We start from the raw sequence: 15,635 nt of genomic DNA on the forward strand, positions 1-15,635 counted from the left end.
CTTCACTTCTTCCACCCGGCGAACACGCGGCCCAGCAGACCGCGCTTGGCCGTCTCCTTGGCGGGCTGCGCGTCCTGGACATCGATGGCGGTGCCGGCCGAAGCGGACGATAGCTGGGCGAGCGTTTCGTACACATAGCGACGCGGCTCGACCCGGAAGCCCATCATCTGTTCGGCTTGTTGGATCACGCGCATGGCAAGCAGCGAATCGCCTCCCAGGTCGAAGAAGTTCTCGTCGGCATGGATGTCGTTCACGTCGATGCTCAGCGCGCTCGCCCAGATCTGCGCCAGGCGGGCCTGCTCGGGTTGCAGCAGCGCGTCCCGTTGCGCGCGCGCAGGCGCGCTCGGCACGGCAGCGGTGTTGGCGCTAGGTGCCGGCGAATCGGAAGCCGCGAGGCGCTGCAGGTAGGCGGCGCTGGCAGAGCCTGCGGGCGCGAATATGGTTTCCAGCGTCGGATCGTCCTGATCGACCACGCAGCGCAGCAACTCGATGTAGCGCTCCTTGAAGGCGGCGCCCGTTTCATCCTTGTAGACGTCCGCGTTGTAGACCACGGCGCCTTCCAGCACGCTCGATTTGTCCATCAGCCACAGGCCCAGGTCGTCGGTCGCGCCTTGCTGCAGCAGGTGGACCTGCCGGTCCGCGAGGCCGCCGACGTCGCGCGCCCGCTCCCGTGCGTCCTGGAATGAGAACAGCGCCTGATAAAGGCCCACGCCCTGCGCGCGCTCGACGAATTCGGGTTCGCTGACCAAGCGCTCGAACGGAATCTGCTGGTGGTCCATCACCGAGATGAGTTCCTGCTTGACGTAGTGCATGAACTCGCCGAAGCGCATCGATGCGTCGACCTGGAAGGGCATCGGCAGCAGGTTGTTGAAGAAGCCCATGACCGGCTCCAGCTCCGGCGCCTCGCGGCCGCGGACGGGGGTCGCGACGACGATCGACGGCGTGCCGATGACGTTGCTCATCATCAGGATGTAGACGCCTAGCGTCAGCATGTTGAGCGTCATCTCATGGCGCTGGCCCAACTGGCGCAGGCGCTCGGTGAGGTCCTTGTCGACGGTGATCCAGTGCGACCCGCCGCGGCCGCTCATGCCGGCGCGGCGCGGCATGTCGGTGCGTGGCGCCTTCGGCGCGGGTGCGTTCGCGAATCGCTCTTTCCAGTAGCGCAGCTGCGTCTGGCAGGCGGGGGACTCGAGCCAGCGCGCATACCACTCGGCATAGTCGCCGTGGGTTGCCGCGAGCGTCGGCAGGCCGTGCGGCTCGCCGCGCACCAGCGCGCCGTAGATCGTCGAGAGTTCCTGCTGCAGGATGTCGAAGGACCAGCCGTCCCAGATCAGGTGGTGCGGCACGAACACGAACACGTGATCGTCGGCGGCAAGCCGGAAGAGCGTCGCATTGAACAACGGCGCTTCGTGGATGTCGATCGGACGATCCGCCAGTTCGCGCATGCGTTCCTTCAGCGCGACCTCGCGCTGGTCTTCGGGCAGCGCGGCGAGATCGACGACCGGAAGCTCGTACGCCACCTTGTCGGCGACGACCGCATGCGGTTCGCCCGTCGCGGCATCGGTTCCCATCGAGGTGCGCAGCGCAGGCTGCCGCTCGATGATGATGCCCAGCGCGGCCTTGAACTTCTCGACATCCATCGGACCACCGAGCCTGTGCGCGGAGGGGGCGTTGTACGTCGAGCGGCCGGGATGCAGCTCTTCGAGGAAACGGATGCGTTCCTGCATCGGCGTGAGCGGTGCGCTGCGCCGGCCGGGCACGACCCGGATGGCTTCGCTGCGCGGAGCACCGGTCTGGCCCAGCGTCTCGATCGCCGAAGCCAGGCGCTCGACCGTGGGCGCTTCGAACAGGACGCGCAACGGCACGGTGACGTCGAATTCACGGCTCAACAGCGTGGCCAGTCGCGCGGCCAGCAGCGAATGGCCGCCGAGCGCGAAGAAGTCGTCGTGAATGCCGAGGCCCGGCAGATTGAGCACGCGCTCCATGTGCTCGAGCACGGTCCGCTCGCGCTCATTGCGCGGCGCGACCCGTTCGGCCGCCTGTTCGCGCACGGCGCTGGGCTTCGGCAGCGCCTTGCGGTCGACCTTGCCGTTCGGCAGGAAGGGGATGGCGTCCAGCGTCACCACGTGCTGCGGCAGCATGTACTGGGGCAGCCGTTCGCGCAGGCGGCGATCGAGCACTGCGAGGTCGATGGTGGCGCCGGTCGACGGGCTGACATAGGCCACCAGGCGCACATCGCCCGGTTGATCCTCGCGCGTGATGACGACGCTGTTGCCGACGCCGGGCGCTTCGTTGCATGCGGCTTCGATCTCGCCGAGTTCGATCCGGTAGCCGCGTACCTTGACCTGGAAGTCGAAGCGGCCCATGTGCTCCAGCAGGCCGTCGTTGCCCCAGCGGCCCCGATCGCCCGTGCGATAGAGGCGTGCGCCTGCGTCGCCCCACGGATCGGGGACGAATCGGTCGGCGTTGAGTTCGGGCCGGTCCAGGTAGCCGAGGGTCACGCCGGTGCCGCCGATCACGATTTCGCCCGGCACGCCGATGGGGCAGCGCTGACCCTGCCCGTCGAGGATCCAGACGGTGGTGTTGGCGACGGGCTTGCCGATCGACACGCCCCGTTGTGCGACCCGTGCCGGCTCGACGCGCCAGAGCGTCGACCAGATCGTCGTTTCGGTCGGTCCGTACATGTTCCAGACTTCACCGCAGCGCTGCAGCAGTGTCTGGGCCAGATCCGAAGGCAGGCCTTCGCCGCCGACGAGCGCCTTGAAACCGGATACGCCGGGCCATTGCGCGTCGAGCAGCAGACGCCAGCCGCCCGGCGTCGCCTGCATGATGGTCGCGCCGCTTTCTTCGATCAGCGTGCGCAGCGCGTTGCCGTCCATGGTCGTGTCGCGCGACACCAGGATCACTTCGGCGCCGACTGTCAGCGGCAGCAGCAGTTCGAGCACCGCGATGTCGAACGACAGGGTGGTCACCGCCGCGAGGCGGTCGTCGGCGGTGATGCCGGGCGCTTCGCGCATGCTCTGCAGGAAGTTCGCGACGGCGCCATGCGGCACGCACACGCCCTTGGGCTTGCCGGTCGACCCGGAGGTGTAGATCACGTAGGCCGCGTCGACGGGCTGAGCGTCCTGCGGCGAGGTCGGGAGCGCGGTGGCCGGCTTGTCATGCCATGCGGTGTCGCGGTCGATCGTGAAAACACGCTCCGCCGCATCGGGGCGCCAGTTCGCGGGTGCGGCGGGGACAGTCGATGCGGTGAGCAGAAGACCCAGCTGTGCGTCCTCGGCGTAGTAGTCGAGACGCGCCTGCGGAAAGGCGGGGTCCAGCGGCACATACGCGGCGCCGGTTTTCAGCACCGCCAGCAAGGCGACCATCATGTCGGCGTTGCGGTCCAGGCACAGGCCGACGCGCTCGCCACGGGTCATGCCGCGTTCGCGCAAGGCGTGCGCCAGGCGGTTCGATTGTTCGTCGAGTTCGCGGTAGCTCCAACGGTGTTCGCCGTCGCGCAGGGCGGTGCGGTCCGGACTCAGTGCGGCGCGCGCGACGAAGCCGGCATGCATCAGTTGCACACCCACGAGCGGCGTCGCCGCCGGCTGGAGCGCGACGAGCGCCTTCGTCTCTGCGTCGGACACCACGTTGAGCCGCCCGACGGGCTGCATCGGGTCGAGCGCAGCCGCGCGAAGAAGGCATTCGTACATGCCGAGCCAGCGCTTGATCGTGGCATCGTCATACAGGTCGGCGTTGTACTGCGCCTCGATCTGCATGCCTTGCCGGACCGGCGCCACGTTGACGAAGAGCTCGAAGTTCTCGTAGCGGCGCGCGATGGAACTCTGTTCGGATTCGATCTCGGGGAAGTTGCCCGTGACCAGCGCTCCGCTGTCGAGGTTGAACAGGACATTCACGAGCGGCAGGCGGCTCGGGTCGCGAGGCACCGGCAGCTTCCTGAGCAACGCGCCGTAGGTCAGCGTCTGATGCTCGAAGGCATCGAGCAGCGTCGCACCCGACGAGCGTGCGAACGCCTCGAAGGACATTTGCGCCTCGACCGCGACACGGATCGGCAGCGTGTTGACACAATGCCCAACCAGCGACGGCATGTCGCTGGGCATCTGTCCCGCGGCGGCGATGCCGATGATGAGATCGTCCTGTGCCGTGAGCCGGTGCAGCGTGGCGGCGAAGGCGCTGAACATCGTCGCGAACAGGCTGGTGCCCGACGCCGCGCCGACCTTGCGAAGCGAATCGATCAGTTCCTGGCTGAGCACATGGTCGATGCGGCGGGAATTGAAGGTGCGGACCGCGGGCCGCGGATGGTCCAGCGGCAGTTCGAGCACCGGCAGGCTGCCCCCCGAGAAGCGCGACAGCCAGTAGTCGATGTGCCCCTGCATCTCGGGGCTGCCCGCCTCCTGCATTTCCCAGGCCGCGTAGTCCGAATACTGCAAGGTCGGTTCGAGCGATGGGCCGGCGCCGATCTGCTCGGCGTAGAGCAGTCCGAGGTCCTGGCTGATGACGCCCCAGGACCAGCCGTCGCAGACGGCGTGGTGCGCCGTCATGATCAGCACGTGCTCGATGGCGGACAGCTTGAAGAGCTCGGCCCTGAAGAGCGGCCCCTTCTCCAGCTCGAAGGGCTGCAGCACCGCGGCGAGGCCTTCATCCTCCAGCCGGCGCTTCTGCGCGGCGGGATCGAGCTCCCGCAAGTCGTATTCGGCGAGGTCGACCGGCGCGGCTTCGCCGATCAGCAGTTGCGTGCCGTCGGGCGAGATGGTCGAGCGCAGCGACTGGTGACGCGCAACGAGCCGGTCGAGCGCGGCGCTCAGCGCTTGCGTGTCCAGATCGCCCTTGAGCCGCATCCGGAGCGCTTCGTTGTACGCCAGCGATGCTTCCGGACTCAGCTGGTCGCCCAGCCAGACCTCGCGCTGTGCTTCAGTGGTCGGGACGATCCGCTCGATCAGCCCCGACGCGAACGGGTCGAATTCTTCCGCGGCCGCGGCCGGGGCGGAGGGTGGGGTCAGGACGGCATCAGTCATGCTTTTGGAACTTCGTGAATTTGCCTTGGGCGTTGGGATCGGGCACGAACCACGCGGGTTGCCCGTCCTTGTCGCGGCCCAATCGGGCGTTCGGGACAGGCGGATTGGAGGGGTCGAAGGCCGACTGCACCGCGGCGCGGCGCGGAAGAAGTTCGGCTTCCTGCATCTCGGCGATCGATTCCTTGAAGGCGGACTTGATCGTCGCGATGTCCTGCTGCGAATGCGCAGTCGTCATGAAACAGGGGAAGTTGTCGAGGATGTGCACGCCGCGGCTGCGCATCATGGCGAACAGCAGGTCCTGCAGTGGATGGTCTTCCAGCCACGTCACGCGCCACAGCGACGAGAAGTAGCGGATCTCCAGCGGCGCGCCGACTTCGCGGCAGAACGCCGTCAGTTCATCGGCCATCGCCGCGGTGTGCAGGTTGAGCTGTGTCTGCAGCTTGTTGTTGTCCTTCTTCAGGTGCTCGAGGGCCGCCTTGGCCGCGGACAGCGCCAGCGGGTGCCGCACGAAGGTGCCGGCGAAGTAGGTCACGCCCACGGTCGGCATGGAGTCGTCGCCGTACTGCCAGGCGCCGCCGTCGAGTGCATCCATGTAGGCGCGCTTGCCGGCGATCACGCCGACAGGGAAGCCGCCGCCGATCACCTTGCCGTAGCAGGCGAGGTCGGCACGCACGCCGAACATCGCCTGCGTGCCGCCGAGATCGCAGCGGAAGCCTGTGATGACTTCATCGAAGATCAGGCAGGTGTCCGATTTCTCGGTGATGGCCCGCACCTCGCGCAGGAATTCGCGCGGCTGGAAGTCGGGTCGGCGGCTCTGCACCGGCTCCACGAGTACGGCGGCCAGGTCGTCGGCATTGGCGCGGATGAATTCGAGCGATTCGGGCGTGCCGTAGTCGAGTACGCGGATGTCGCCGAACATGCCCTGCAGAACGCCGGGCGCTGCGGACATGCCCTTGGCATTGCGGCCTGCACGCACCAGCACTTCGTCGAAGGTGCCGTGGTAGGAGCCAGTGAACACTACCACCGTGCTGCGTCCGGTCACGGTGCGCGCGATGCGCATCGCCGCCATCACCGATTCGGAACCGGTGTTGCACAGGCCGGCGCGATCGAAGCCGGTGAGTTCGCAGACGAGCGATGTGACTTCGGCGGCCAGCGGATGCTGCGGGCCGATCTCGTAGCCGAGGTCAAGCTGTGCGCGCACCGCGTCGTTGATGAAGTCGGGCTGCCAGCCGAAGAGGTTCATCCCGAAACCATTGAGCACATCGACATACTCGTTGCCGTCGATGTCCCAGAGCCTCGAACCCTTGGAGCGCCCGACCACGATCTGGTAGGTGATCTCCTTGGTCGCCGGCCGGAAGCCGTTGACCACGCGCGGATCGGCCATCTGCGAACGATTGCGCTCGGTGAAGGACTTGCTGCTGCGCGTGCGCTCGATGTAGCGCCGCATGAAGGCCGCGAGGCGCGCCTTCTGTCGCTCGGTCGGTTCCTTGCTCTGCGTGTGAATGCGTGCAATGGCACCGAAGGCCTTCTTGACGTCGTACTTCTGCAATGGCGCGGGCTCGTCGGCAGCCGGCGTGGGAGATATGGACGCCGTGGCCGCGGCGGTGGCCATGGGCGTGGGTTGCTCCACCACTGGCGCCGGCAGCACGGGGCTGGCCGGAACCACTGGCGCCGCCGACAGCAATGCGAGTTGCTGCTGCATCAATTGCATCTGCTGCGCGATGACCTGCTGCACCAGCGAGCCGTTGCCGGCCGCCAGCCCGACGACGGGCACCGCGGCGGGCATCGAGGTCGCCGTCGGTGCGGCTGGTTGTTGCTGCATCGCCGGCATCGACACTGCTGCCGGCGCCGTGGCCACGGCGGGTGCAACGGCGGCGGTGGCCGCGACCGGATCGGGCGGTAGCGTCGTGTCGAGGTACTCCGCGAGCGCATCGAAGCTGCGATAGCTCTCCATCAACTGCCGGAAGGTCAGGTTGACCTTGAAGTTCTTCTTGACCTGGATTGCGGCCTGCGTGAGCGTCAGCGAATCGAGCCCGATCTCGACGAAGGGCGATGCACCGGGGGCATCCGACATGTCGATGCCCGAAAGGTTTTCGAACAGTTCGCGAAGGCGCGCGACGAGCGAGGCCCGGCGAGCGGGTTGGGCGGAAGCGGTGGCTGCGACAGGCATTGTCAACTCCGGAAGCGGTGCGGAAGGCCGCACGGAAGTGATGGAAGAAGAGACCGAGGAAGCGGTCGAAGAAGCCGCCGAAGAGGTGGCCGAAGAGGTGGCGACGGCAGGCGCGACCGGCGTCGACGCGATGTCGACCCAGAAACGCTTGCGCTCGAAGGGATAGGTCGGCAGCCGCAGGCGATGCTTGCGTCGGCGCGGGTCGAGCGTCGACAGATCGGGTTCGAGCCCGAGCGTCCAGAGCCGGCCGGCGGCGAGCCGCCAGCTTGCGCATTCCTGTTCGGGCCGATCCGACAACAGGGAAACGGCAGGCACGGGGCGCTGCTTGGAAGCGTGCTGACGCACCAGGGTGACCAGCGTGTTGCGCGGGCCCAGCTCGACGAAGAGTGCGTGTTCCGTCTCGCCGAGCGCGGAAAGGGCGGCAGGAGAGAAGCGCACGGCTTCGCGCAGATGGCGGGCCCAGTACTTGGGATCGATCGCCTCCGCATCGGTGAGCTGTCGGCCGGTGAGGGTCGAGTAGATCGGCGTGCCCGGTGCCTTGAGGGTCACCTGGCGCACGAGCGCTTCGAACGGCGCGACAGCCCCTTCCATCATCGCGGAATGGAAGGCATGCGACGTCTGGAGCACCTTCGATGCCACGCCGGCTGCTTCCAGCTGCTGGCGGAATTGCTCGATGAGATCGGCAGGGCCAGCTGCCACGCAAGCCGTCGGACCGTTTTCCGCGGCGAGCGAGATGCCGTCGGGCAGCTGCTTCGTGAGTTCGGCCGCCGGCATCCGCACCGACAGCATGTCGCCCTCGGGCATCGATTGCATGAGGGCGCCGCGCTGCGCTACCAGCCGCGCAGCGTCGTGGAGGCTCATCACGCCTGCCAGCACCGCGGCCGCGAATTCGCCGACGCTGTGTCCGATCAGCGCCGCCGGCTCGATGCCCAGCGACTGGAGTTGACGCGCCAGCGCGTATTCGAGAGTGAAGGTGGCGGGCTGCGTGATGGAGGTCGGCTTCAGCGCAGCCTCATCGTCCGAGAACATGCGCTCGCGCAGGTCGAATGCCACTGCGCCCTCCAGCGCCTGCAGGCATTCGTCGAAGGCCGCGCGAAACACCGGCTCGTTGGCATAGAGCTCGCGGCCCATGCCGGCGTACTGCGCACCCTGGCCGGGGAACATGAAGACCGCACGCGGCGTCCAGGGAGCGATCTCGCCGGTGGCCTTGGTCGATGGATCGTCACCGCGCAAAGCCTGCACAGCCTGTGCGACCGATTCGGCAACCATGCAACTGCGGTGCGCGAATGCCTTCCGGCCGACGCGCAGCGTGTGCGCGACGTCCGCCAGCGACACGCCGGGCTCGGCCTCGAGGTGGGCGGCGAGGCGCGATGCGGCGGCTGCCAGTGCGGTCGGCGTGCGTGCCGACAGTTGTAGAAGCTGCGGCCCGGCGCTGGCGTCCGAAGCTTCGATCAGCGGCGCCTCTTCGACGATCACGTGGGCGTTCGTTCCGCCGACGCCGAACGAGCTCACGCCGGCGCGCCGCGGCGCGGCACCGCGCGGCCAGGACTGCATGCGGTCGTTGACGCGGAACGGTGTCGAGGCGAAATCGATCGCCGGATTGGGCGCCTCGAAATGAAGCGAAGCCGGGAGCTTCTGCTCGCGAAGTGCGAGTGCCGTCTTGATCAGGCCGGTGGCGCCCGCGGCGGCCACCAGGTGCCCGATGTTGCTCTTGACCGAGCCCACGCCGCAGAAGCCGGTGTCGCTGGTGTGGGCGGCGTAGGCCTTGGTCAGGGCCGCAATCTCGATCGGGTCGCCCATCGGCGTTGCCGTGCCGTGCGTCTCGACGTACGAGATGCTTCGCGCGTCCACGCCGGCCGAGCGCAGCGCGGCCGTCACGACGCGCGCCTGCCCGTCGATGCTTGGTGCGGTGAAGCTGGCCTTGATGCCGCCGTCGTTGTTGATCGCAACGCCGCGCAGCACGGCATGGATGGGATCGCCGTCGGCCAGCGCGTCCGACAACCGCTTCAGCAACACCACGGCCGCGCCATCGCTGAAGACCGTGCCCTGCGCCTTGGCGTCGAAGGTGCGGGTATGACCATCGGGGGAGAGCATCGAGCCCTCTTCATACATATAGCCACTGCGCGGCGGGCAGGTCACGGCGGCGCCTCCCGCCAGCGCCATGTCGCAATCGCCGTTGCGCAGCGCGGAGAACGCCTGCGCCACCGCCACCAGCGACGTGGAGCAGCCCGTATGCACGCTGATCGCGGGGCCCGTCAGGTTGAGGCGGTGCGCGACGCGCGTTGCGATGAAGTCCTTGTCGTTGGCCAGGGTGACCGGCAGTTCGCCGAATTGCTCGATCAGGTCGGGGCGCGCCAGCAGATGGCGCTGCAGATAGGTGCTGCCGTACATGCCGGCGAACACGCCGACCGGGCCGGGCGTCCGGTCGGGTGCGTAGCCGCCGCGTTCCAGGCATTCCCAGCAGATCTCGAGGAAGAGGCGCTGTTGCGGGTCGATGATTTCCGCTTCCTTCGGGCTGATGCCGAAGTGCGCGGCATCGAACATCTCGACGTCGGCGACCACGCCGCGGGCGCGCACATAGGCCGGGTCGTTGCGCAGCGCATCACGCACGGACGGATCGAGCGTCGCATCGTCGAAGAAGCTGACGGTGTCGCGGCCCGCGCAAAGGTTGTCCCAGAACTGTTCGACGTCAGCCGCACCGGGAAAGCGTCCCGCCATGGCGATGATGGCGATGGGTTCCGGCGCGCTGCCGCACGAGGCATCGGCCGGAGCCGGTCGTTCGGCTGCGGGCGCGGCTTCTCTCGGCTCGCCCATGGCTTGTGCAAGCGCACGCGCCGTGGGTTCCTGGAAGAAGTCGTTCGCGGCGAGCTTGCGCGAGCCGGCGCCTTCGAGCATGCGGATCACGCGCAGCACTGCCAGTGAGGTCCCGCCCAGTTCGAAGAAGTTGTCGAGCACGCCGGCACGATCGATTTCGAGCACTTCGGCGAACACCTGGCACACGCGCTTCTCGAGGACGGTGGACGGCTCGCGAAACACCGTCGCCAATTCGGGGCGCTGGCGCGGCGGCGCGGGAAGCGCGCGGCGGTCGAGTTTTCCGTTTTCGGTGATCGGCAGGGCGGCCAGTTCGACGAAAGCCGCGGGCAGCATGAACTGCGGAAGGTCCCGTGCGAGATGCGCGCGCAACTCGGAGTCCGGTACATGACCGGACTCCGGCACCACGTAGGCGACGAGCCGCGGTTCGCCGTCGCCGTGGTCGGTCCGGGCGATCACCGCGCATTCGCGCACGCCCGGATGGCGCAGCAGCAGGTTTTCGATCTCGTCGGTCTCGATGCGGAAGCCGCGGATCTTGACCTGATGGTCCATCCGGCCCAGGCATTCGATGTCGCCGTTCGCGTCGCGCCGACCCAGGTCGCCGGAGCGGTAGGCATGCAGCGTCTTGCCGCTCGCCGGGTCCGTCCAGTCGATGAATCGCTCTGCCGTCAGTTCGGGACGCCGTAGGTAGCCGTTGCTCACGCCGGCACCGCTGACGACAATCTCGCCCGTTTCGCCATCGGCCACCGGTCGCAGCTGCTCGTCGAGCAGGTCGATCCGGAGGTCGGGAATCGGCACGCCGATCATGCTGCCGCGGCGCTCTTCCAGGTCGCGCAACGCGACCGGCCGGTAGGTGACGTGGACCGTCGTTTCCGTGATGCCGTACATGTTGACGAGTTGCGGCCTTGCATCGCCGTGGCGCTCGAACCAGGGGCGAAGCATCTCGAAGGACAGCGCTTCGCCACCGAAGATGACATAGCGCAGGCTCAACGCCTCCGGCGGCAGCGCGGCGCGGCGATCGGCCTCGATCAGCGACCGGAAGGCCGACGGCGTCTGGTTGAGGACGGTGACTTTCTCCCTCACCAGCAGGTCGAGGAAGTCCGCCGGCGAACGCGTGACAGCATAGGGCACCACCACCACGCGGCCGCCGTAGGCCAGCGCGCCCCAGATTTCCCAGACCGAGAAATCAAATGCGTGGGAGTGGAAGAAGGTCCAGACATCGCCGGGGCCGAAGCCGTACCAGGCGTCCGTCGCATCGAACAGGCGGGCCACGTTCGCATGCGTGACCAGGCAGCCCTTGGGGCGGCCGGTCGAGCCGGAGGTGTAGATCACATAGGCAACCGCATCGGGCTCGGCGGTGCCGACGTCGGTCGAATCTTCCTGCCCCAGGCTCGCGTCGTCGACCAGGAACACCGGCAGCTCCGATCCGGGAAGGGCCGAGGCGCTGGCGGAATGCGTCAGGATGGCAACCGGCCGAGCGTCCCCGATGGTGAACTCCAGCCGTTCCTTGGGGTATTCGAGGTCGATCGGCAGATAGGCAGCGCCCGATTTCAGAATGGCCAGAAGACCCACCACCATCTCGATCGAGCGATCCATGCCGATCGCGATCAACTGGTCTCGCCCGGCGCCCGCACGCTGCAGGCGGCGCGCCAGTTGGTTGGCGCGGCGATTCAGCTCACCGTAGCTGATGGATTCACCGTTGCAAGACGCGGCGAGTGCGTCAGGATTCGCCGCAGCGCGCGCCGCGACTCGCTGGTGTACCGGAACAAATGAATTCACCATGTAGCCCTCTCGCCCTCGGCACCCGGTTCAACGCAACACGATGTGTCAGAACTTGAATCGAATACCAAAGCAGTCTTTTTCCGCCGGTCCCAAGTTTGCCAACCGCCTGGAAGTGTCGCCATTTGCCGAAAGTTGTGTCAGAAGGCATACATCTCCGGCCCACATGACAACATTGGAATCACTTGGTTGCCATTACCTTCTTGACAAATTGAGCCAATCGCAACTGATTGTGCCTACCTTTTCCAAAAGTGAGTACGAAAATCTGACAAACGGGGTCAGGCCAATCGGAAAATGAGATGGAAAGTACTAATTTGTAGCACTTCGCCGACCCAGGGCCTAGACGGTCGCTTCGTCCAGTTGGTCGCCGTTCAGATGAGTGGTATCGGCCCAGCCCACCAGCGTGAATCCCTGCGGCGTCCAGAGCAGCCGATTGATGGCCGCGTTGCCCAGTTCCCAGGTGCGTGGCGCCTGAAGATCCTGTCGCGTAGCCGCCCGGTAAAGCACGTCCATGACGCCCCCGTGGGCCACCATCACCACGAGTTCGCCAGGGTGTTGCGCGGCGATTCGCGCTGCGGTGCGGGTGACTCGTTCCCGAAAAGTGAGCAGTGACTCTCCGCCCTCGGGCGTGAATTCAGGGTCACGCGTGCGCCACAGCCGGGCCTGATCGGGCAGCGTGGCGTCGATGTCGGCGAATGTGCGGCCCTCGAACATGCCGAATGCGCGCTCTCGCAGGCCGGGATCCGCCGTGACCTTGATGCCCCGCGACTGTGCAATTTCCTGGGCTGTCTGCCATGCGCGCGCCAGATCGCTGGCGTAGATCGCGCCGATGGGTTCTTCCTCGAGCGCCCGCGCAACCTGCCGGGCCTGCCAGAGGCCGGTGTCGTTGAGGCCTACGTCGAGCTGTCCCTGAATGCGGGTGTCGACGTTCCAGGCGGTTTCGCCGTGGCGAACGGCGATGACTCGGGTGGGGTCCATTCGCGAAGATTCTAGGGTGACCCCTTGGCCCCACGCGTCAGACCGGGGCTAGTTCTTCGCGGTGGGAATCTCCAGATTCACCCGCCGCTCGCCCTTGGGCGGATTCGGGAAGTCCTGGAGCGCGGCCTGGAACATCACGGGCAACACGTCGGCGCTGATGTTGTAGGGCCCGTCATTGCGGGCGTGCGTTTCGTACACGACGCGATTCGAGGGCAGTTCGCGCAGCACGATGCTGACCTCGCGTGTGTACCAGGGGTTCGAAGCGGGCGGGAACATCGGCCCGTACCAGCCGCCGCCATACCAGCCGCGGCCGTAGCCCCAGGCGCCATAACGAGGGCCTGGACCCCACCAAGGTCCGGGTCCCCACCACGGACCGCCATACCAGGGATCCACCCAGGGCGAAAGTTCGGAAGTGACGCGTGCGCCGATCTGGGCGGTGTAGCGAGGCGCCGCATCATCGCGGCGCAATCCCACGCTTTCGAGCGCGGGGCTTGCCATCGCCTCGAGTTGCAGCTGCGCCGCCTCGTCGTATTGCTGTGATGGCAGCCGTTCGAATCGGTAGGTCGCGTCGGCGGGCACGGAGGCGATCTCCGAGAAGCTCCGGACGTCGCTGTCGACCACCCAGCGCGTGGCGCAGCCGGAGAGGCTGGCGGTGAGCACGAGCGCTGCGAGCAGGAATCTCAATTGGCTCTCCTGACCGGGCTTTGTCGGCGCGACAGGCCCTGCGCCCCTAGATTTGCACGATGCGCAGCGGCGACTGGGCTGGCAACTCGGGAGCGTCGAACGCCTTGTCGCCGTCGGCATCGGGCACGCCCGTCGCCTTCAGACCCTTGAAGTCGAATGACGTTCCGTCGAGCAGGTGCGAGGGCACGATGTTCTGGAGCGCGTTGAACATGTTCTCGATGCGCCCCGGGAACTTGCGATCCCATTCGCGCAGCATCTCGCCGACCTGCTTGCGCTGCAGGTTTTCCTGGCTGCCACAAAGAGTGCAGGGAATGATCGGGAATTCGCGGTGCTGCGCCCAGCGGACCAGGTCCTTCTCGGCCACATAGGCCAGCGGACGGATCACGATATGCCTGCCGTCGTCGCTCACCAGCTTGGGCGGCATCGATTTGAGCTTCGCCGCAAAGAACATGTTGAGGAAGAAGGTCTGCAGCATGTCGTCGCGGTGATGGCCCAGGGCGACCTTGGTCGCGCCGAGTTCGTCGGCCACGCGGTAGAGAATGCCGCGGCGCAACCGGCTGCACAGGCCGCAGGTCGTCTTGCCCTCGGGGATCACGCGCTTGACGATCGAATAGGTGTCCTGCTCCTCGATGTGGAAAGGCACCCCCAACGCCGTCAAGTAGCCGGGCAGCACGTCCTCGGGAAAACCGGGCTGCTTCTGGTCGAGATTGACCGCGACGATGTCGAAATGGATCGGGGCGCGCGCCCTCAGCTTGAGGAGGATGTCGAGCAGGCCGTAGCTGTCCTTGCCGCCCGACACGCACACCATGACCTTGTCGCCCTCTTCGATCATGTTGTAGTCGACGATGGCGCGGCCCACCTCGCGGCAGAGGCGCTTTTCGAGCTTGTGGGTCTCGCGCTCGATCTTCAGGCTATTGGCAGACGATGGTGTCTCGTCGATCCACACGGCACTCATTTACTTGCTCCTGAAAACTTCGACGCCGACGGCGTCGCAGTCGGGATACACGTCGGGTTTGGCGGTCGACACGCGTGCGGCATGCACCTTCGGGTGCGTGAGCACTTGCGTGAGGATGTCGTCGCACAGCGTTTCCTGCAAGTGGATATGCCCCTTGCTCAGGCGCGTGGCGACGGTGCGGCGGATGAAGTCGTAGTCGACGACTTCGTCGAGTTCGTCCACTTTCGGCGTCGAGACGTCGAGCGGCACGTACAGGTCGACGTTGATGATCACGCGCTGCTCGGCGCGCTTCTCGAATTCGTGCACGCCGATGTTGATCCACACCTCGTAGTCGCGCAGGAAGACGCGTCTGCAGGTGCGCAATAGAGGGTCGATGGCGACGTGTGTCATAGGAGTACCTTCGCGCAAAAGCGCTTCGGATTCGCCTTCGGAGCGGCCGGGCGGCTCATGGAGTGGAATCTTTCAGCAGATCGTCGACGACGAACATGATGTCGCGCGGCAGCGGCACCAGGTGCTGGCCGTTGTCGACGCAAAGGGTGGTGCCGGTCACGCTGGGCGTGGCGGCGAGGAAGACGCAGGTGCGCGCCACGTCGGCGGGATCGATGGGTCGGCGCATCAGGTTGGCGCGCGAAGCCTTCTCGAAGTTGTCCCCCGTCTGCGGACCGCTCGTGAAGAGGATGCCCGGCGCGACGCCGCAGATGCGCACCGTCGGCGCCAGCGACTGGGCCTGGAGTGCCACGGCACGTTCCAGCGCCAGCTTGGAGACGGTGTATGAGAAGTAGTCGGGGTTCAGGTTGTAGACCTTCTGGTCCAGCATGTGAATCGCCGAGCGGTCGATGCCGTCGCCCGGCGTCGCGTTGCGGGCGAGAAGCCGCGCGAAGGAAAGCGGCGCAATCAGGTTCACGCCGATCTGGCGCATTGCGGCATCGGCGTCGAAATCCAGCCCGGTATCGGGTTCGAAGGCCGAGGCGTTGTTGACGATGCAAGCCAGCGGGCCGTCGGCCGAGATCTGCTCGACCAGGGCGCGGCGACTTTCCTCGCTGCCGATGTCGGATTCGACGGCGGCTGCGTCATGACCTTCGTCGCGCAGGCGCGCGCACAATGCCAGGGCCTGTTCGCGCGAGGCGCGGTATTGGCACCACACGCGCCAGCCCGCGCGCGCGAAGGCTTCGCAGACCGCGGCGCCCAGCCGCTGGCCGCCGCCTGTCACGAGCACGCTCTGGCGTGGGGACGAATGAACCAT

At 66.7% G+C, this 15,635-nt stretch carries 7 protein-coding genes; all 7 read right to left on the reverse strand.

The annotated features are described in order from the left end of the window. Positions 1-2 precede the first annotated feature (2 nt). Positions 3-5,015, reverse strand: a complete 5,013-nt coding sequence (locus tag AC1DN9_RS19755; protein ID WP_478103095.1) for an amino acid adenylation domain-containing protein — start codon at positions 5,013-5,015, stop codon at positions 3-5. After that, a complete protein-coding gene (locus AC1DN9_RS19760; protein ID WP_478103096.1) occupies positions 5,008-11,778 on the reverse strand; it encodes an amino acid adenylation domain-containing protein in 6,771 nt (2,256 codons plus the stop codon). Before AC1DN9_RS19760 ends, AC1DN9_RS19755 begins: the two co-directional genes overlap by 8 nt. A 336-nt stretch (positions 11,779-12,114) precedes the next feature. Beyond that, entirely contained in the window at positions 12,115-12,753 is a 639-nt protein-coding gene (locus tag AC1DN9_RS19765) for a histidine phosphatase family protein (RefSeq protein WP_478103098.1), read from the reverse strand. A gap of 48 nt (positions 12,754-12,801) precedes the next feature. Then, complete coding sequence (locus tag AC1DN9_RS19770; protein ID WP_478103099.1) at positions 12,802-13,437, reverse strand: DUF4136 domain-containing protein; 636 nt, start codon at positions 13,435-13,437, stop codon at positions 12,802-12,804. A gap of 46 nt (positions 13,438-13,483) precedes the next feature. After that, the gene (ttcA, locus tag AC1DN9_RS19775) at positions 13,484-14,392 is read right to left on the reverse strand and encodes a tRNA 2-thiocytidine(32) synthetase TtcA (protein WP_478103100.1); all 909 of its coding nucleotides are present in this window, start codon (positions 14,390-14,392) and stop codon (positions 13,484-13,486) included. Beyond that, positions 14,393-14,782 carry a dihydroneopterin aldolase gene (locus tag AC1DN9_RS19780; RefSeq protein WP_478103101.1) on the reverse strand — a complete coding sequence of 130 codons (390 nt, stop codon included), beginning with the start codon at positions 14,780-14,782 and terminating at the stop codon, positions 14,393-14,395. A gap of 55 nt (positions 14,783-14,837) precedes the next feature. Continuing rightward, entirely contained in the window at positions 14,838-15,635 is a 798-nt protein-coding gene (locus tag AC1DN9_RS19785; RefSeq protein ID WP_478103103.1) for an SDR family oxidoreductase, read from the reverse strand.

Source organism: Variovorax sp. 05L425 (assembly GCF_056397705.1).

What these genes read in the sequence shown, in the direction of transcription:
- AC1DN9_RS19765 (WP_478103098.1), bottom strand. Translation starts at nt 12,753, where the DNA reads ATGGACCCCACCCGAGTCATCGCCGTTCGCCACGGCGAAACCGCCTGG.
- AC1DN9_RS19785 (WP_478103103.1), bottom strand. Translation starts at nt 15,635, where the DNA reads ATGGTTCATTCGTCCCCACGCCAGAGCGTGCTCGTGACAGGCGGCGGC.
- ttcA (WP_478103100.1), bottom strand. Translation starts at nt 14,392, where the DNA reads ATGAGTGCCGTGTGGATCGACGAGACACCATCGTCTGCCAATAGCCTG.
- AC1DN9_RS19760 (WP_478103096.1), bottom strand. Translation starts at nt 11,778, where the DNA reads ATGGTGAATTCATTTGTTCCGGTACACCAGCGAGTCGCGGCGCGCGCT.
- AC1DN9_RS19780 (WP_478103101.1), bottom strand. Translation starts at nt 14,782, where the DNA reads ATGACACACGTCGCCATCGACCCTCTATTGCGCACCTGCAGACGCGTC.
- AC1DN9_RS19755 (WP_478103095.1), bottom strand. Translation starts at nt 5,015, where the DNA reads ATGACTGATGCCGTCCTGACCCCACCCTCCGCCCCGGCCGCGGCCGCG.